Genomic DNA, 17,622 nt, shown 5'->3' with positions numbered 1-17,622 from the left:
CAAACTTCAACCCACACGCGAGACCATGGCCTTTCAATTTGACTCCGAATCGCAGCAGAAGATCCCCGAGCAGGCGCCGCCGCGGGAGAGGATCGGCAAATTCTCGCTGCTGGTGATGGGGGGCTTTGGGATGCTGCTGCTGGGATTGTTCGCGTGGCACCCGGTGACGAGGGCGGCGCGTGCGGCGCTGGGGCGGAAGAACGCGAAGGAGGCGAACGAGGCGACTGAAGCCAAGGACTGGACACGGGCCTACCAGGCGCTGGTGCTGGCGCGGCAGCGCGCGCCGGAGGATGAGCAGGTGCTGCTGGCGTGGGTGGCGTTTCTGAAGGCCTCAGGGGCGGACGCGGGCGGCCTGGCGCAGACTTTGCAGACGCTGAAGAAGCAGCGGCCGCTGACGGAGGATGAGGAGCTGCTGCTGGGGCGGTCGCTGATCGCCAGCGGGAAGACGAAGGACGCGCGCGCGGTGTATGAAAAGCTGCCGGCGCAGCAGAGCACGCGGCAGGCGGGGCTGACGCTGCTTTCTGACATCCTGAGCGCCGAGGGGCACGCCAAGGAGGCGGCGGAGGCCGCGCGGCGTGCGGCGGCGCAGGACACGGCGAGGCCGGAGACGAAGCTGCAGATGGTGACGCAGGACCTCACGAGCCCGATGGCGGAGGTGCGAAAGGATGCCTACGAGCAGCTCTGGAAGCTGGCGGAAGGAACGGACGAGAGCAGCCTGGAGGCCGTCTCCCGGCTGGCGGCGCACCCCTTTCTGACGCTGCCGCAGGCGCGGCGCCTGCTGGAGCTGGAGGAGAAGCACCCGCTGAAGTCGCTGAAGGACAGGCTGCAGGTGGTGTCCGCGCTGATGCGGCTGCAGCCGGAGCAGCGCACCGAGCTGGCGGAGGCGGAGGTGCGGCGCTTTGCCAGCACGAAGCGGGGCACGCGGGAGGAGATGGCCTTCTGGCTGATGCGGGAAAATCTCAACGACCAGGTCTTCGCCCTGGTGCCGCGGGACCTGGCCCTGCAGTCGCGCGAGCTGTATCCCATTTTGGTGCAGGCGATGGCGCAGGCGAAGCGCTGGGAGGAGCTGAAGGAGCTGCTCAAAATTCCGCGGCCGCCGGTGCCGGCGATCCTGCTGGACCTGGCGATGGTGGAGGTGCTGAGCCACCTGCAGCCGGACATGCGCGAGTCACGCCACCTGCTGGAGGGAACGGTCGTGAACGCGGCGCAGGCGGGAGATTTGAACACGCTGAACGCGGCCGCAACGCTGGCGGAGAAGCTGAACTTTGCGGACATCGCCTGCCAGGCCTACAAGGAGGCGGGCCTGCAGGCGGCAAAAACCGGTCAGAGCGAACCGGCGCTGCAAAACCTGCAGAAGAGCGCGGAGCTGGCGCTGCGCGCGAAGGACACGGGCACGCTGCTGGAGGCGGTGCGCCGCCTGCATGAGCTGAGCCCGAGCAGCGTCGTCTTTGCGGACCGCTTTGTGTATCTGCGCCTGGTGCTGGGCGTGGAGATGGAGACGGTGGACGTGGGCTCCCTGACGCCGCAGAACGAACTGAACGCGGCGCTCCACGTGAAGGTGGAGCGCATCCCCGCGCCGCTGCTGCGCGCCCTCTCCGCCTACCGCCTGGGAGACCGCGAGGAGATGCAAAAACAACTGGCCGCCCTGCCCCGCGCCGAAACCCTGCCGCCCGGCCCCCGCGCCGTGGTCGCCGGCCTCCTCACCCTGGCCGGCAAACCGGACCGTGGATTTCAAATGGCCGAGAAGATCTCCGGCACGGTGCTGCTGGATGAGGAGATGGTGTTTCTAAAACGGGCGCTGTGAGGCGGCGAAGCCGTCAGCAAAGTACTCATCTCGCTCCGCCGAGATGAGCCCAGCGCTCACGCCACACCCCAGGCGTTCCGTAGTCCGCAAGTCCTCCGCCGCTGCGTAAACGCTGGGTCCTCTCGCGGAGCGAGAGGACAACTTTCCGCCGTGCGAGCTGCAGCACGCCGCAAACATTTTTTGTCACACCCAAACAGGGGCGGCGACCTGGGTGTGTCAGCGTCAGCCCAATCATCACTCTCAACCCACCCACAGCTCTTATGAGAAACAACCAGATCCCACAATTCGTGATCCTCGCGGTCGTGTTCTTCATCGTGATACCGATGCTCAAGGCTTTCTGGGCCTTCATCACGCGGGAGCCGGAGCCGCCCAAAGACCTCACGGACCTTCAGCGCGAGATCAGCGTGGAGGAGTTCAATGATCCGGAGAACGCGGGGCGGAAGAAGTGGGAGGGCGAGTTCCCAAGATTCTTTGCGATCGAAACGCGCGGCGGCGGTGTCCGGTTTTACCGCCCTGAAGACATGGTCAAGGAGGTGCGCGCGGCCATCATGGATGGCAGCCATCCTGCCCATGCGAACGCGCACACCCGCTGGAAGGACGCGGAGGGAAAGTGGCACCAGACGACGCAAAGCGTGGCGGAGTTTGCCAGGTCGGCGTTTAAGCTGAATGTGCTCTACCGTCCGTCCTGGAGCCATGCGATGGCGGGACTGAAGTGGGGCATGCTCATCGGCATCTGCCTGAAGCTGCTGGATACGGCGGCCAGCCTGGCCGTGGTGGCGCCCGGCGCGGCCCTCTGTTTTCTCATCGCCATCGGCGTCTGTTTCATTCCCCGCGTCGGGGTGGTGGGAGTGATCGTGGCGACCGTGGTGATGCGCCAGTTTTACCAGGGCAATTTCATCATGATCGCCTTCGTCTCCGCCCTCACCGGCGCGGTGCTGGGATGCCTGCCCGGCATGACCCTGGGCGGCCTGATCGGCTGGGCGCGGCGGAGCAGGCTGCCCCTGGCCCCAGACGCCGAACCCGAGGGCGGCGCGCTGGCCTTGAAGACGATCCTCCTGCCCTTCGCGGGCGGCGCGGCGGTGATCGCTTTGTATCTCCTGGTCTTCAATCCGTGGGCGATGGCCCAGCTTTCGGAGTAGCCGCCCTTTCGTGCAAAACCGGACTGCACCCGCGAATTTCCGTGCTACCTCCTGAGGCATGCCACAAGAGTGAACCCGCACGCCACCCAAGATCATGAAATCATCCCGAGTCATTCTGAGTCTGTGCTTTTTCTCCCTGGCTGCCTGCCCTCTTGCTTCAGGGGCTGAACAGGCGCCCAAAGCAGCCGATAAAACACCCACTGCGGACGAACAGACCGAGGCGGGTTTTAAACTGATGAAGACGGAGCTGCTGGGCAAACTGCGCTTTGAGATGAAGGCGAAGCAGGTGGTGGAGTTTTATGGGAAGCCGGCCACCCAGGGCAAGATGGAAAACTGGGAGGGCGTGGGCCTTTTTGTACAGCAGTGGGACTATCCGGCGCTGGGGCTGGAGCTGCAGATGGCCGCCGAGAAAGCGCGCGGAGAGCAGACCGTTTACATGATCAAGGCGACCCGGCCCTGCAAGCTGGCCACCACCCAGGGCATCAAGATCGGCAGCACGGAAGCAGAGGTCATCCAGGCTTACACGAAGTGGAAGGGGGAGGAATCCAAGCCCGGCGAAATGTTCGTGGCCGGGTCCACGGTCGGCGGTGTGATCTTCACGATCAAAGAGGGGAAGGTGTCGGAGATTTTTATCGGCGCTGCGTCTGAGTGACGACAACAACTCTGCGGGAGCCTTGTCTGCCGACCAGACCTCTCTCCTCATTCAAATCCCATCGCGCCAGTCCCTTGCGAATGATTCGCTGATAACACCCGCGAGTGTTTGAATAAACCCAACATCAATTTGCGTAGGTACTTTTACCCCAATGAATAAAATGCATCTTTTAAAACATCATCATTATGAACACGTTCGAAAATCAGATATTCATCAGCTACGCCAGTGAGCAGCGTCCGATCATTGAAGGTTTCGCCAACGACTTCAACGACGTTCGCATAACTGCGTGGTGGGACAAGAAACTCGAGCCTGCCGAAAAGTGGCGAAAAAAGATCGAGGAGGCCATCAAAAACAGCCGCCATCTTCTCGTGTATTGCACAGTGCAGTCAAAGGCTTCCTCCGAAGTCAGCCACGAGATCAAGACATTCATGACGAATGCCAAGGGTGACCTTTCAAGGAAAATCTTCATCTTAAAAGCGCCGGATTGCCCAGACAAACATGTTCCGCAGGTGTTAAGCAGCCAGCAACGCGTAGCATCCCTGAAGGATGTCATCATCTACATTCTCAAGGAGGCGCGAAAAGAACTCGATCAGAACTTCCGTGCTTTCGAGAAGAAATCCGAGGATATCCAGAAGACGCTCGAAAAGGATCGCGACGACGCGAGAGCAAAGGTCATTGAGGCCCGGAATTACTACCAGCATCGACGCTTCTGGGGACCGTTTGCTGAGAAAAGGGACGTTCACATCTTTACCTGCGGCAGAGACAGCCCCCCTCAAAAAGATCGGCCTCGCGGCACTGGAGGCTTCAGAACCGGCATCGACAAATGGGACTACCGGGCGGCCCTTGGCATCGCGCATTTCTTCGCGTCGAATTACCCCGGCACCAAGGTGACGATTGAAGATCCCGCAAGCAAGCTGCAGCAGGAAGACATCAACAAGGTAAACATTCTAGCGAACCGAATCGCCGAGATCGGCAATTTATTGAAGGACAAGGATTGCATCATCATCGGCTCACCGGACGTCAATGATTTCGCCGAAATCGTCCTTTCGCGGATTCATGGGATCGAACCCTACGACGACAGCGCGAGGAAGAAGTCCAAGGGGTTCGTCCTCATCCGTGAAAGGAAGAACACGCCCAGCGCCTTCTACTGGAGGAAAGAGCAGGATGAGACAGAAGGAATCGCCCGGCTCGGACAGAGCTCAAAGGATGCGCTTCAGGTGTATGGACACGAGCCCCCCTCCATGGACGGTGGTCAGCAGAAATCTGGAAAAATGCACGGGCTTCTCGTCGTCGCCCAGAACCCTTTCAGCTTGCCGGAGACCAGACGGATCATGATCTTGTCCGGCTTCAGCGGAGTCGCCACGAATGCCATGGCCAAGTTTTTGACAGAGGATGCGTACCTGAACTCTTTCTTTGCATTCGATGATGAGGCTCACGCTCAGAAAAACAGGGCGTTTGAGGCCGTGATCGAAGTGAATTACACCGAGGGTCACGGTTCCGAGAACAAGGATGCCCGTCAAATTATCGAAGCTGCTGACTCCATCACATTTAAGGAGCTGGTGGCAGTGTGAAGAGCGTGCCGACCTATCACTCCGGCAGCGGCACCCGAATGGTGAAGGTGGTGCTTTGCCCGGGGTGGCTCTCCAGCTCGATGGTGCCGCCGTGGAGCTCCACGGCGCGGCGGACGATGGAGAGGCCGAGGCCGCTGCCTTTGCTCTCCTGGGTGCTGCGGTAGAAGCGCTTGAAGACATTCGGCACGTCCTCGGCGCGGATGCCGACGCCGTCATCCGTGATGGTGATGACGCACTCGTGGCGGGTCCAGCGACCACGGATGTTCAGCCGGAGGCCGGTGCGCGGGTTCTCCTTGAGCGCGTTTTCGATGAGATTGGAAAAGATCTGGTCCCAGTAAAAACGGTCGCCGCTGAGCAGGCCGCCATCGGGCGGGAAGTCGAGCGTGATGTGGGGCTGGCGTGTCTCGATGAGCGGGGTGAGGTGCTCCAGCGCGTCCTGCACGGAGCCGCGCACGAGGAAGGTTTCTGTCTTGAGCGGCTCCTCCAGGCTCTCCAGACGGGAGAGGGTGAGCATGTCGTCGATGATGCGCATCATGCGGCGGCTGTGCTTTTCCATGACATCGAGACAGCGCACGAGGGAGGCGGTGTTTTTGATCATGCCGCTCTTCAGCGTCTCGATGTAGCCGTGGATCAATGAGAGCGGGGTGCGCAGCTCGTGGCCGGCGCTGGTGACGAAGTCCTGGCGCGTCTGGGCGATCATGTCGTGCTCCGTGCGGTCGATGACCATGACCCAGATGCCGGAGCGGTGGCCTTCCGCCCAGGGGGAGGCGCAGAGGTGGTAGTGGCGCTCATGGGACCACTCGGCGGCGTAGGAGTGCGGCAGCGGCAGGCGCAGCTCTGCCTCCACCCGGGTGCGCTGGCGGCGGGCGTCTGCGACGACGCGGGTGACGGGCTCCAGCGCGGGGACGGCGGGCAGGAGGCGCCCCTCCTCCAGCACATGCGGGAGAAAGAGGACATTCATGGCGAGATTGGCAAAGACGATGACGTCCGTGTCATCCACCACGAGAATGCCCTGCGGCGCTTCATTGAGCAGGGAGCCGAAGAGCACGCAGTCGTCCTGCATGCACATGGGGGAGGGGGAGGCAGCGGTGGAGGGCGCGGACGATGGCGCTGCTGCTGGTGCTGCTGATTTCCAAACGGGCTGCTGCTGCTGCTGCGGCGGCGGGGCCGTCATTGCCTGCGTGGTCATGCTTCTGCCGTCTCCTGAACCACGCTTTGAAAGAGATACCCCTGACGGCGGAGGGTGCCGATGTGGCGGCCGTGGTCTCCGAGCTTGTCGCGCAGGCGTTTGATGTGGGTGTCCAGCGTGCGGGAGTGGGTGTCATCCGCGTAACCCCAGACGGCGCTGAGGAGCTCGCTGCGGGAGTGGATGACGTCGGGATTGGCCATGAGGGTGGTGATGAGCTTGAGCTCGGTGATGGTGAGCTCCACGAGCTTTCCATTGATGGAAAGGGACATGTTTTTGCGGTCCAGCAGGAACTCGCCGATGCGCTGCTCCGCGAGCATGACGACCTTTTGCGAGCGGCGCAGCACGGCGCCGATGCGGAGCATGAGCTCGCGCGGGCTGAAGGGCTTGGTGAGGTAGTCGTCCGCGCCGCTCTCAAGCCCGGCGATGCGGTCATTCGTCTGCGCGCGCGCGGTGAGCATGATGACGGGGATGTGGCGCGTGCGGGTGTCCGCCCGCAGGCGGCGGTGCACCTGCACGCCGTCGATTCCGGGGAGCATGATGTCGAGCACGATGAGGTCGGGGGCGGTCTTGACGGCCATGGGCAGGACGGCGAGGCCGTTGCCCACGGAGACGACTTCGTGGCCTTCGCGCTGCAAATGAAGGCTCACGAGTTCAACGATGTCCTTCTCGTCATCGACTACCAGGATTCTGCTCATGTTTCGGGTGACGGGATTGTGACGGCAGGAATGAAGCGCTGCCAAAGACAAGCGTGTTACGATCTCGTCGCAGAGGAGTGTGAGGTGTGATGGTGACGAATTTGTGACGGGTGTGAGCGCAAGAAACGGAGCGCGGAAGCGGTGCGGGGATGCGCGGGTTTTGCAGACGACAGATGTCCTATGCAGCGGTGGCTGGGGACGCTACATGAAAGAGAGAGACAATCAGATGGGGAGACAATCAGACAATGAGCCCCTCCGATGTGGAGCCCATGGAGGCTTGCGGGATGTGGAGCGAGAGATGAAGAGAATGGTCGAGCATCGATTGTCTCATTGTCGGGCTGTCTCCCCCCCCCACTGCGGCAACGGTAATGTGACGCGTTGATGATTGAGGAAGGCGGCGTGGCTTTTCAATATCGGGGGCATGTTCAAGCCCCGACATGATGAGATTCACCACTTCCTGGAATGGCGCCGGCAGACGCGGTTCATCCGCCACTACGGCGGGCCGATCATGGCGGTGGGTCTGTGCGTGACGGGCCTGTGGTTTGTGTGGCAGGTCTCCACCAACCGCCGGCCGCCGCAGCAGCAGCACCGCACGCAGATGGAGAGCCCGGAGGCAACGGAGCGCGCACGGGTGGAGTGGCGACAGCGGGAGGCCGAGGCCCGCATGCAGCGTGCCGGAGTGCCGAAGCCACAGGCGATCCCGGACAGCACGCTGCAGGCTTCGCGCTATGGTGGGCGGTGAAGCGCACCGCCTGCGCTGAAACTGGGGCTGGGCTCCGGATCAAGTGCATGCGCCTGATTCCCGGCAGAGACAGGAGCGGCGCTGAACGCCGCTCCTGCCCCGCCCGGACCTTGCTTTTGCTGACCTCAACCAACACCTAAAAAACTGACCTTCGCATCAAAACTTGATCCCCACCGCGAGAATGACACGGTCCTCATTGATGTAGGACGGGGCCCGCTTGCCTTTGGTGTAGCGTGCGCTGAAAACGCCGGGGAAGCCGGGAAACGGGCCGATCTCGGCACGCGCCTCCTGGAAGATGAAGCTGCGGTCCATCTGATCGAGCGGAGTGACGCCGGAGAGCTGGTAGGAGAGACGAAGCTTGTCATGGAAAAAGCCGAAGCCGACACGGCTGCCCCAATCAACCTGGTAGTCACCGGGATTGACCTTGCCACCGCTTTTGGTGAAGTCGCTGAAGACGGACCTGAGCGTGAAGTTGGGCTTCAGATAAAAGTAGTCCGGGATGTTTTCGAGGGTGGAGGCGCCTTTGTTGGCAGGATTGTCGGAAGTGCCGGCGACGGCGGCCGGCGCGGTCGTGTCCGACGCGGCAAGGCGGTCGCTCTTATGGATGAGCCAGTGCTCACCAATGGCGAAAGGAAGCTGATCTTTGAGGAGTGGAGGGAGGAAGCGGAAAACTGGCTGAACGTTCAAATCAAAGCTCCACTGGCTGTCGTTTGTGACTGCGTTCTCCTTGTAGTTGAGACCAATCTGAAATTCGGACTGGTGCTGGAAGTTCTGCCGTTCCTGGGCGCTGAAGGGCTTGAGACGAAAGCCAACGCCAAGAAAGGCCTCACGCAAATCCACCGAAGTGACGGCGCTGCCCGCGGTGACACGCTCCCACGCCACACCGGTGCGGAGATGGGCGGCCATCTTCTGCGTGTTGTAGGCGAAGAATCCTGCGCCTACCGGGAAATACCAGTCCACAATAGCCGCGGCGTCCACGTTCCAGTAGCTTCCCATCTGGGCGTCGCGGATCCACTGGTAGGTGGCGGCCTGGGCTTTGGACTCGTCCACATCCAGGCTGTTTTGCAGCCGGGCGACAATGGTGAGATTATTGAGGGTGAACTCCGGGTGGCCCATGGGAGAGACCGGAACCAGCGCTGGATTGGGAATGCTCCCCTGGGCGGGCTTTTCAGAACCGGGCACATGGCGTGTCAGCCCCTGAAGAGACTGCTCCAGAAGATCGATGGGTTTCGCACCCCAGATCACCAGCCCCAGATCCTCGATGTGGCGGTCTTGAAGGTTGCCGACGGGATTGGTAAAAAAGGAGCGCGAGAGCGCCTCCCTGGCTGCGGGTGAATCTTCAGCGCGGGAAGAGCGCGGCGATGCTGCGGTGAGCAGCAGGATGGTGACGGCGAATGCGCGTGCAGGCAGTGAGGCGATGTTCATTTTTACAAGCGATGAAGGGTGATGCTTTTGTTTCAAAAAGCGGACCAGTGGACCGAATTCCGGCGGAAAAAGAAACCGTTATAATATTTCAATGAGACATAAGCCTAGGCACGCTAAAGGGGTCTTTTGTGAATCAGCGGATTAAAGAGATGAAATAAAAATCACCCGATTAGGTTAGTGCTTTGATACCACTCTGAACCATATGTATTCTAGCATTTTTCACTATTTACTCATAATCATAGAGATGATTTTATCCTTGCCCTGAACGGGCATTTTCCGCTAATGAAGAAAAATGAATTCCTTTCAGAGCAGGACTGCAGGAACCCATGGGCGTGCGGAAGTGCGCAAAAATGAAGATGTCCGGCGCGGCCTGCGGGGCGGGCTGTGCGTGGTGGCCGCGCTGCTGCTGGGCGCGTGCGTGAACAGCCATGAGACGCGGCCTTTCACGGTGCTGCCGGGCTCCATGAACGCCACGGTGATCAGCAAAGGCGGCGGCACCCAGTGCAGCCCCGGCGGACGGAAAGCCAGGCCGGGGGACAACTGCACAGGCATCCGCGTGCAGGCCGGGCGGTGCTACCTGTTCCAGGCGCAGCCCAGCGCGGACTTTGCGGACAGCACGATCAAGCTGACGAATCTGGACGGCTGGGACTTTCCGCTGCTGCAGCCGCTGTGCTTTCTGAAGCGCAGTCCGGCGCGCGCGTTTTTCACGCTGATCGGCACCATCGACGGCCGGCACGCCTTCCGCATCCGCGAAGGGATGCGCTGGCAGGCCCCGGCCTCGGGGGAGCTGGTGTGCTATGTGAACGACTGGTTTTTCAAATACGGGAACAACCTGGGAAGCATCCGCCTGCAGGTGACCGCCTGCCCAGCGCACGGCGGCGGACCGCCGAAACCCTGAAGGGGGCGCCACGGACAAATCCTACCACAAAAAAGCATCATCCAGCATCATGAACAAGGCCGCGCACCATCCTGTGAAGAAATCGAAACACCTGCTCCGCAGGACCACCATGCTGGCCGCCATGATGGCATGCTGCGCCTGCACCAACCACATGAGCAGCAGCTCACGGCTGGGGCCGCAGGCGGGAAAACCGGTGGAGCCACCGAAGGACATCAAGCGCGATGCGGACACGCCGCAGCCACTGGCGAAGGGGAAGAAGACCTATGTGCTGCTGCAGGTGGACGGGGGCGGGATCATGGGCATCACACCCGCGACGGTGCTGGCGCGTCTGGAGGGGGAGATGCGGCAGCGGCGGCCAGACTTCCGCGGAAAGACCCTGAAGGACGTGCTTTCCGTGTGTTCAGGGACGAGCACGGGCGCCATCATCACGGGGATGGTGGCGGCCGGGGTGCCGGCGGAGGAGATCGCCCGCTATTACACGGTGGAGGGGGTGGACCTGTTCCAGCGCAAGGCGCGCTACCCCTTTCCGGTCTTTCCCTTCTTTACCCCGAGGTACGACCGGGCGACGTTTCAGAACACGCTGTTTGAGGTGATCGACAGGTACCATCCGCGCCGTCCGGAGGATGGGAGCATGATGCTTTCAGAGCTGGACAAGCAGCGGGGAGGAGCGCCGCTGCTCATCATCCCCGCGTATGACCTGCGCAGCAAGCGCACGCACTTCCTTCGCAGCCGGGGCTTCAAGGACAGCCCGCTGGACAGCGAGTATGACATGCAGCTGGTGGACGCGATCTCATGCTCGGCGCTGAATGCGGCGATGTATTTCGGCAAGGTGCAGGCGCCGGACCAAAAGTGGGAGTACGTGCAGGCAGACGGCACGCGGCAGATGATGAAAGGGGCGGTGTACAACGACGGAGGCCAGGGGACGCAGAACAACACGCTGGGCCTGACGCTGCTGGAGGCGCTGAGCCGGGGCTGGGGGACGAAGGACGGCGAGCAGGTGGTGATCATCTCCCTGGGCTGCGGGGATGACTTCAAGCCAAAGTCGTATGCCAACGCCGCGAGGCTGAGCGGCGCGGCGCAGGTGTGGAAATTTGCCTTCAAAGGGCAGGCTCGGGACGAGGCGGCGCTGCTGCAATGGCGGGCGGGCCGGCAGCTGGCGGCGTACAATGCGAACTACAAGGTTTTCCGCTTCAACTTTGTGCCGAAGTCCGCCACGGCTTTCAGCGTGAACTCGAAGCAGCTCACCGAGCTGCAGCACGAGCAGCCGGAGAAAATTTTCGAGCGTCTGGATTTCCGGCAGCTGGTGAAGGACTTGTGCGACCCCGCAGTGGACCTGGCGGGGCCGAAGAAGGAGAAGGCGGGCGCCAGCGTGCCCGCGCCGTCACTGCCGATGAAGATGGCACCGCGCGGGCTGTGAGCGCAGCCGCCACCGCCTGAAGGCCTCACAAGGTGGATTCCAAGGAACGACGAAACCTGCAAACCAACTCCGGCATGAACACGACATCGAATCCAGCGAGAGGAATTTTCCCCTGCGTGAAATCTGGCGTCAAAAACTGGTACCGTGGCGTGGCCAGCGTGGTGGAATGGATCACCCAGGCGCTGCACTACGCCTTCCTGAGCCGGGTGCCGCTGCTGGGGCTGGGCATTTTCCTGGCGCTGCCTTGGCTGGCGCTCAATGCGGGGCGCTCCCTGGTCATCGGCGCTTATGATGTGAATGGATTTCTGGAGGCTCTGATGGTGGGGTGCGCGCTTTCGGCGTGCTGCGGCAGCATCCATCTGAGTGCACGCATCATGCTGGAGCAGGGGAGGGCGCGCTTTTCCGGCCTCGTGCTTCCGGAGGATACGAAACCGGTGCTCTACTGCTGGCGGTTCCTGCTGCTCACGGGCTGGCTGTGCAATGCGGGAGTGGTCCTGCGCGTCTCCGCCAGCAGCCTGACATGGGAGCTCGTCAAAGGGCTGCTGCTGGGCATGATCCTGGCCTTTGCAGTTTACTTTGCGACCCGGGCCTCCCCAACCTCGCCGCGTAAGACTCCGGCCTGGCGCTCCAGCCTTGCGAGGCGGCTGAAGAGGGACCACCCCATCGCCTCGCACGGCTATGTGGTGAAGACGCCGGGCGGCGGGCTGGACATTGCCAACGGCATGGTGACCAGCGTGATCAACGTGTGCGTGAACTTAACGGTGCTGGGGCTGTTCCTCTACTTCGGCTATGAAGGCCACCTGCCGCCCGCGCTGGCCTCGGTGATGCTGGTGCTCTGCCTGGTGGTGTTTGTGATGTCGTCCCTGGCCTTCCTGCTGGATTACATCCGGGTCCCGGTGTTTGTGGTGATGGTATTGATTTTTGCGGGGATGAGCATCTACCGCAAGGCGGATCATTACTACGAGATCACGACCGCGACGACCGACCTCAACCAGGCAAGACCTGGGGATGTTTTGATGAAGGCGATCCGTGAGCGGGCGGACAAGCCGGTGGTGGTGGTGGCCGCGGCCGGAGGGGGCATCCAGGCCACGGCATGGACGGCGGCGGTGCTGGCCAAAATCGACGAGGAGATCGGCGATGACCACGCGTTTTCAAAGTCCGTGCGGCTGGTCAGCGGTGTCTCGGGCGGAGCGGTGGGCGCGGTGCTGTTTGCGCACGCGTGCGAGGAGCCGGACAAGATGTCCGGAATGGTGGCGGCGGCGAAAACCAGCAGCCTTTCCGCCGTGCTGCTGTCCTCCCTGCGCACGGATTTTCTGCGCACCACGGCGCCCTTCATGATCACGGACGGGAACATCTTCAACGACCGGGGAAAGATGCTGGAGGAAACCTTTGAGACCCACCTGACCGAGCAGCACATGAGCCCGCTGAAGGACGAAACTCTGGGAACCTGGCAGACAAAAGCGCTGAACCTCAAGATGCCAGCAGTCATCTGCAGCGCCACGGCAGTGGAGACGGGGGAGCGGATGGCCTTTTCCACCATTCCCTGCTGCGTAGGGCGGGACACGCCGGGGAAGTGCGAGTTCACCGAGCGCTACCGCGCGGACCTGCCAGTGATGCGTGCGGCGCGGCTCTCCGCCACGTTCCCGTTTGCCAGCCCCGCAGCGCGGCCTGCCCTGGATCCGGAGGCCGGCGCCACTGATGCGTGGAAGACCTTTCATCAAGGAGGCAACTCTCTGCACCTGGTGGATGGCGGCTATTTTGATGTGTCCGCCGTGGTGGGGGCCGTGGAGTGGCTGGATGACGCGCTGACGCAGAGGGAGGCGGCGAAGACGGAGGCAGCGAAGACGAATGAGACTGCAGCGGCGAAACCCGCGGCTGCGGATCAGGCCGCGGTGACCCAGGCAGCGGCGGAGGCAACCGGAGGGCCGAAACCCGAGGCGAAGAAGAACGAGAACGCCAAGGTGCTGAAGGTGCTCTTCCTGGAGATCAATCCGTTTCCGAAGCCGCCGGACAGGAACGACATCGAGCGGGATCACCTGACGGTGGAAAAGACCTTTGGCTACGAGGCCATGTCCCATGGCACGCTCTATGACCTGGGGTCTCCGCTGCTGGCGGTGTACCAGACACGCGGCAGCGCGCAGCATGCCACCTCCAGCACCCTGATTCACATGCTGACGCAGCGGTGGGCGGGGAGGGATGTGGAGATCACGCACGTCAAAATCTTCTACCCCATAGCCAGGGTTAAGGAGAATGAGAAAGAGGTGGAGAAGAAGAAGAAGGACCTGCTTCCCGGGCATGTGGGGGTGGACCCGAAGGTGCAGCCGCTTTCCTGGCACCTGCGTGAGGAGGAGAAGCAAGACCTCGATCAGAGCGTACAGCAGTTTCTGGACGACAAGGAGGGCATGCCCGCCATCCGCAACTTTTTCCCCGCCGCCAAGCCATGAAAATCCAAAAAAACCTCCTTCGCTGGTTCACCCTCGTCGTGCTCCTCTGCGTGGGCGCCATCGCGTTCAAGATGCAAAGCCTCTCCCATTGGTCCGTGGAGATGGAGCGCAAGATGGCGGTGGGCCTGCCAGACCACCTGCAGCAGCCGGTGCTCTTTGCGGAGCTGGCGCGGAGCAAGGCGGACTTTGAGGCCGTCTTTGCCGGTCCGGCCCAGCAAAAGTCTGAAGGGGCTGAGAAGAGCGATGTTGAGCTGCTGGCAGAAAGCGTGAGTTATGACTGGTATTTTATCGCCTTTTACACCGCGCTGCTGCTCCTGCTGGGACTGCGGGGCTGGCAGCGGCAGCCGCGCCCATGCTACGCGCTGGCGCTGCTGGTGCTGCCGCTGGTCATCTGCCTGTGTGATGTGATGGAGAACCTGGGCATCCTCCAGGCTCTGAAGGCCCTGGACGGGCCAGCGCTGACGGACGGCATGGTCTCCGCCACGCGGCGCTGGAGCATGACGAAGTGGCAGCTCTTCTTCTTGGACCTGCTGCTGATCGCGCAGAGCCTGGTGGGGACGGGTGTGAAAAAGAGCAGGCCCTTCCCGCTGGTGCTGCGGCGGGCCACGGCGCTGCTTCTGGCGCTGGGGGCGCTCGTCGGCTTGTTGGGGGTTCTCTGGCCGCAGGTGATCGCCTCCGGCTTCTGCATCGGCATGCTGGCCATGCTGCCGCTGCTGCTGTTGATCGTATTCCCGGACCAGGTCTGGGGCGGGCCACAGGCAGCGGACCCGGCGGATGACGGGGGAGGCCACCTGCACGCATCTGAGCCTGCGCCAGCGCCTGCCGCAGCGTCCGCCACTGAATACGCCAGCCAGTGAGACCGCGCACCTGAGCCAGAATTTCGAAGCCACCCAGCCACGCCGGAAGCACGGCTGAGAAGGAAGCGCGGCAAGCGCAAGCCGCGCGCGGTGTGCGATGCCCGTGACGAAAACGTTTTACTTGGGGTGTTTCGCAGGGGGCGGTGAAAGACGATGTCTAGGTGACAGGGCCGTTACTATTCACAGTCCGCGTGAGGCTTTGCGGGAGTGATGCAATGGCGGTGCCGCAGACTGATTCTCCTCCCCTTCCCTCTTCCACCCACCCTTATGAAAACGAAACTTCGTATCAAGACTTTGTTCATGTCCGACGTCCATCTGGGCATGGCGGACTCGAAGGCGGTGCAGGCGGCGCATTTGATCCGCCACTGCAAGTGCGAGAAGCTGGTGCTCAATGGCGACATCATCGATGTGTGGGCGCTGAAGAGCTCGGGCCGGTGGACGCAGGAGCACACGCACTTTGTGCGCACGGTGCTGAAAAAGATGGAGAAGGAGAACACCGAGGTGATCTACCTGCGCGGAAACCATGATGACATCCTGGAAAAATTTCTGCCGTTCAAGCTGGCGGGCCTCTCGCTGGTGGACGAGCACATCCATGAGTCGCCGCACGGGCGCTACCTGGTGGTGCACGGGGACGGCTTTGACCATGTGACGACGAACCATGTGTGGCTGGCGAAGGTGGGCGCGGTGGGCTACGAGCTGCTGCTGCGCCTGAACCGCCTGTACAACGCCTGGCTGCGCTGGCGCAACCAGGAGGCCTTCTCCCTGAGCCGCTGGGTGAAGATGAAGGTGAAAAACGTGGTGAGCTTTGTGGGCCGCTACGAGGAGCAGCTCCAAAAACTGGCGCGCTGGAAGGGCTGCAAGGGCATCATCTGCGGACACATCCACACGCCGGCGGACAAGATGATCGAGGACGTGCACTACCTGAACTCTGGCGACTGGGTGGAGAGCATGACCGTGGTGGTGGAGCACCTGGACCGCACGTTTGAGGTGATGAGCTATCACGACTTCTGCCGTCTGACCGGCCGCAAGCCGAAGGGCGGCGAGCCAAGCATGGATGTGAGCGGGATCAGCGAAAGACCGCTGTCCCTGCCCGCGCCCGTGGTGATGGTGGATGATGAGGCGGAGGAAGAGGAAGAAGAGGAGATGGTGGGTGTGTAGGTTTGTTGTTCTCGGTTCTCGGTTCTCGGTTCTCGTCCTCGTCCTCGTCCTCGTCCTCGTTCTCGATCATGGCGTGCCGCTGGCGCATGGGGCGTGGAGAGTCCGTGATGGGGAACGCGTGCGGAGCTCTGGGTGTGGTGATGCGACGGGTTCGCGTGACCGAAAAACTGAGAACTGAGAACTGAGAACTGAGAACTGAGAACTGAGAACTGAAAATTGTAAATTGGCGGAGTGGTGTGCGGGGTGCTGGGGATTTGCGAGGGCTCTGGGGACGCTCGCACCGCACTCGGAGAGTGCGGACCACTTCGCGGTGGGCGGGCGGGGGCGTTTTGCTTTGCTTCACTTGTCACGCCATTCATCCCGCAGATCGCCTTTGCTGTAGAGCACGAGGATCGTGATGCCTGCGGCGGCAAAAACGCAGACCATGAGCACGCCGTGGAGGTAGCTGGCCCAAAACTGCTGCGCGGTGAGTTCGATGGTGCGGCCGTGCTCCTCGACGAGGTAGCGGCCGCCGATGTGTTTGCCGCCGGGAAACGCGGAGGCGCCCAGCATGAAGGTGTGTGCGATAAAAGAAAAGAACGTCAGACCGACCACGGCCACCATCGGGAGGGCGATGCGGCCGGCGCGCGGAGACATGTGATGAACCCGCTTCATGACACAGCGCGGATGGGCGGGACGCCGACTCTGACGCCCTGCGGAAGAGGAGGCGACGGGTGGGGTGGCAGCAGCAGCAGTGGGAGGAAGCGCATGGTCAGGCCTGAGATGGCTGCTGCTCCTGCCGGGACTGACGCCGCCACAAGCGAAAGGCCGCAATGCAATAGACGACAGCGATGATGCGGATCCCATCCACCTGCGCCATCACATAGACACCCGCCTGATAGCTCATGCCCCATCCCTCTCCTCCCAAAAGTTTGTCGAGCCTCGCGTAAGGTGAGGAGTCGCCGCACAGAAGGCCGTCTCTCATGGAGTGGCTGGATAAAAACCGCGGGTTCCCAAGAAGAAACATCAGCACGGCGAGCACCATGCAGATGCCGTAGAGCCGCCACAGTGCGGTCTTCACCTCTGGTGCTTTTGCCCGCCACGCCGGCAGCCATCCGAACAACAAAGCGATCACCAGCGCCGCCGAGATGACCTGCACGGTTTTCACAACGAGGAGTTCGTTCATGGAGTTGGGTGGGGGTGGCTGCTCGGAGTGGTGGCGGCAGCGGCGCTTTTCAAAGACGTGCTCACATGCGTGACAGCAAGATGGCCGACCGTTGTGGAATTATATGGAACCATTTTAATGAAAGCGCTGCTTCTGGATCAAGAGCTTTTCGTTTTTTGTTCTCGGTTCTCGGTTCTCGGTTCTCGTTCTCGTTCTCGTTCTCGTTCTCGTTCTCGTTCTCGTTCTCGTTCTCGTTCTCGTCCTCGTCCTCGTCCTCGTCCTCGTTCTCGTCCTCGTCCTCGTCCTCGTCCTCGTCCTCGTTCTCGTCCTCGTTCTCGTTCTCGTCCTCGTTCTCGTTCTCGTTCTCGTTCTCGTTCTCGTTCTCGTTCTCGTTCTCGATCATGGAGTGCCGCTGGCGCATCGGGCGTGAGAGTCCGTGTGGGGACGTGTGCAGGAGCTCTGGATGTGGTGATGCGCCGGGTTCGCG

16 protein-coding genes are annotated in these 17,622 nt (G+C 61.9%); 10 read left to right on the top strand and 6 right to left on the bottom strand.

All coding sequences use genetic code 11. The annotated features are described in order from the left end of the window. The first annotated feature begins 25 nt into the window (after nt 1–25). From ACILSQ_RS15185 to ACILSQ_RS15170, 4 genes are all read left to right on the top strand, one after another. Nucleotides 26–1,804, top strand: a complete 1,779-nt coding sequence (locus ACILSQ_RS15185; RefSeq protein ID WP_395744498.1) for a hypothetical protein — start codon at nt 26–28, stop codon at nt 1,802–1,804. A 287-nt stretch (nt 1,805–2,091) separates the two neighbouring features. After that, entirely contained in the window at nt 2,092–2,943 is an 852-nt protein-coding gene (locus ACILSQ_RS15180; protein ID WP_395744497.1) for a hypothetical protein, read from the top strand. A gap of 94 nt (nt 2,944–3,037) precedes the next feature. Further along, complete coding sequence (locus ACILSQ_RS15175; protein ID WP_395744496.1) at nt 3,038–3,595, top strand: hypothetical protein; 558 nt, start codon at nt 3,038–3,040, stop codon at nt 3,593–3,595. A gap of 185 nt (nt 3,596–3,780) precedes the next feature. Further along, a complete protein-coding gene (locus ACILSQ_RS15170; RefSeq protein ID WP_395744495.1) occupies nt 3,781–5,166 on the top strand; it encodes a toll/interleukin-1 receptor domain-containing protein in 1,386 nt (461 codons plus the stop codon). 16 nt (nt 5,167–5,182) lie between these two features. Here the strand turns inward: ACILSQ_RS15170 and ACILSQ_RS15165 are convergent, their stop codons facing one another. Then, a complete protein-coding gene (locus ACILSQ_RS15165; RefSeq protein WP_395744494.1) occupies nt 5,183–6,355 on the bottom strand; it encodes a sensor histidine kinase in 1,173 nt (390 codons plus the stop codon). Next, complete coding sequence (locus tag ACILSQ_RS15160) at nt 6,352–7,050, bottom strand: response regulator transcription factor (protein ID WP_395744493.1); 699 nt, start codon at nt 7,048–7,050, stop codon at nt 6,352–6,354. The genes ACILSQ_RS15165 and ACILSQ_RS15160 overlap by 4 nt, the downstream gene beginning before the upstream one ends. 421 nt (nt 7,051–7,471) lie before the next feature. On the opposite strand from ACILSQ_RS15160, the gene ACILSQ_RS15155 reads away from it, so the two are divergent. Continuing rightward, the gene (locus ACILSQ_RS15155; protein WP_395744492.1) at nt 7,472–7,792 is read left to right on the top strand and encodes a hypothetical protein; all 321 of its coding nucleotides are present in this window, start codon (nt 7,472–7,474) and stop codon (nt 7,790–7,792) included. 156 nt (nt 7,793–7,948) lie between these two features. On the opposite strand, the gene ACILSQ_RS15150 is transcribed toward ACILSQ_RS15155, so the two are convergent. Further along, nucleotides 7,949–9,217, bottom strand: coding sequence for a hypothetical protein (locus ACILSQ_RS15150; protein ID WP_395744491.1), 1,269 nt, complete (start codon nt 9,215–9,217; stop codon nt 7,949–7,951). 292 nt (nt 9,218–9,509) lie between these two features. On the opposite strand from ACILSQ_RS15150, the gene ACILSQ_RS15145 reads away from it, so the two are divergent. The 5 genes from ACILSQ_RS15145 (at nt 9,510) to ACILSQ_RS15125 (ending at nt 15,991) form a co-directional block, all read left to right on the top strand. Continuing rightward, nucleotides 9,510–10,115, top strand: coding sequence for a hypothetical protein (locus ACILSQ_RS15145; protein WP_395744490.1), 606 nt, complete (start codon nt 9,510–9,512; stop codon nt 10,113–10,115). A gap of 49 nt (nt 10,116–10,164) precedes the next feature. After that, nucleotides 10,165–11,532 carry a patatin-like phospholipase family protein gene (locus ACILSQ_RS15140; RefSeq protein ID WP_395744489.1) on the top strand — a complete coding sequence of 456 codons (1,368 nt, stop codon included), beginning with the start codon at nt 10,165–10,167 and terminating at the stop codon, nt 11,530–11,532. A gap of 116 nt (nt 11,533–11,648) precedes the next feature. Next, nucleotides 11,649–13,976 (top strand): patatin-like phospholipase family protein, encoded by a 2,328-nt coding sequence (locus ACILSQ_RS15135; RefSeq protein ID WP_395744488.1) that lies wholly within the window; start codon nt 11,649–11,651, stop codon nt 13,974–13,976. Continuing rightward, nucleotides 13,973–14,833 carry a hypothetical protein gene (locus tag ACILSQ_RS15130; protein WP_395744487.1) on the top strand — a complete coding sequence of 287 codons (861 nt, stop codon included), beginning with the start codon at nt 13,973–13,975 and terminating at the stop codon, nt 14,831–14,833. Before ACILSQ_RS15135 ends, ACILSQ_RS15130 begins: the two co-directional genes overlap by 4 nt. Nucleotides 14,834–15,100: 267 nt before the next feature. Next, complete coding sequence (locus ACILSQ_RS15125) at nt 15,101–15,991, top strand: UDP-2,3-diacylglucosamine diphosphatase (protein WP_395744486.1); 891 nt, start codon at nt 15,101–15,103, stop codon at nt 15,989–15,991. Between the two features lie 339 nt (nt 15,992–16,330). On the opposite strand, the gene ACILSQ_RS15120 is transcribed toward ACILSQ_RS15125, so the two are convergent. The 3 genes from ACILSQ_RS15120 to ACILSQ_RS15110 form a co-directional block, all read right to left on the bottom strand. After that, complete coding sequence (locus ACILSQ_RS15120; RefSeq protein ID WP_395744485.1) at nt 16,331–16,627, bottom strand: hypothetical protein; 297 nt, start codon at nt 16,625–16,627, stop codon at nt 16,331–16,333. A 115-nt stretch (nt 16,628–16,742) separates the two neighbouring features. Continuing rightward, complete coding sequence (locus ACILSQ_RS15115; RefSeq protein ID WP_395744484.1) at nt 16,743–17,156, bottom strand: hypothetical protein; 414 nt, start codon at nt 17,154–17,156, stop codon at nt 16,743–16,745. Between the two features lie 61 nt (nt 17,157–17,217). After that, nucleotides 17,218–17,538 (bottom strand): hypothetical protein, encoded by a 321-nt coding sequence (locus ACILSQ_RS15110; protein WP_395744483.1) that lies wholly within the window; start codon nt 17,536–17,538, stop codon nt 17,218–17,220. Between the last annotated feature and the right edge of the window lie 84 nt (nt 17,539–17,622).

The organism is Prosthecobacter sp. (assembly GCF_044227185.1).
Lineage (GTDB): Bacteria > Verrucomicrobiota > Verrucomicrobiia > Verrucomicrobiales > Verrucomicrobiaceae > Prosthecobacter.
The sequence above is the reverse complement of the archived record's forward strand: the minus strand, read 5'-3'. Positions and strand labels throughout refer to the sequence as shown.

Bases quoted from the DNA above. Each gene is read 5' to 3' on its own strand.
- ACILSQ_RS15175 (WP_395744496.1), top strand. From the start codon at position 3,038: ATGAAATCATCCCGAGTCATTCTGAGTCTGTGCTTTTTCTCCCTGGCT.
- ACILSQ_RS15155 (WP_395744492.1), top strand. From the start codon at position 7,472: ATGTTCAAGCCCCGACATGATGAGATTCACCACTTCCTGGAATGGCGC.
- ACILSQ_RS15145 (WP_395744490.1), top strand. From the start codon at position 9,510: ATGAATTCCTTTCAGAGCAGGACTGCAGGAACCCATGGGCGTGCGGAA.
- ACILSQ_RS15120 (WP_395744485.1), bottom strand. From the start codon at position 16,627: ATGTCTCCGCGCGCCGGCCGCATCGCCCTCCCGATGGTGGCCGTGGTC.
- ACILSQ_RS15140 (WP_395744489.1), top strand. From the start codon at position 10,165: ATGAACAAGGCCGCGCACCATCCTGTGAAGAAATCGAAACACCTGCTC.
- ACILSQ_RS15125 (WP_395744486.1), top strand. From the start codon at position 15,101: ATGAAAACGAAACTTCGTATCAAGACTTTGTTCATGTCCGACGTCCAT.
- ACILSQ_RS15110 (WP_395744483.1), bottom strand. From the start codon at position 17,538: ATGATCGAGAACGAGAACGAGAACGAGAACGAGAACGAGAACGAGAAC.
- ACILSQ_RS15130 (WP_395744487.1), top strand. From the start codon at position 13,973: ATGAAAATCCAAAAAAACCTCCTTCGCTGGTTCACCCTCGTCGTGCTC.
- ACILSQ_RS15150 (WP_395744491.1), bottom strand. From the start codon at position 9,217: ATGAACATCGCCTCACTGCCTGCACGCGCATTCGCCGTCACCATCCTG.
- ACILSQ_RS15115 (WP_395744484.1), bottom strand. From the start codon at position 17,156: ATGAACGAACTCCTCGTTGTGAAAACCGTGCAGGTCATCTCGGCGGCG.
- ACILSQ_RS15185 (WP_395744498.1), top strand. From the start codon at position 26: ATGGCCTTTCAATTTGACTCCGAATCGCAGCAGAAGATCCCCGAGCAG.
- ACILSQ_RS15170 (WP_395744495.1), top strand. From the start codon at position 3,781: ATGAACACGTTCGAAAATCAGATATTCATCAGCTACGCCAGTGAGCAG.
- ACILSQ_RS15160 (WP_395744493.1), bottom strand. From the start codon at position 7,050: ATGAGCAGAATCCTGGTAGTCGATGACGAGAAGGACATCGTTGAACTC.
- ACILSQ_RS15165 (WP_395744494.1), bottom strand. From the start codon at position 6,355: ATGACCACGCAGGCAATGACGGCCCCGCCGCCGCAGCAGCAGCAGCAG.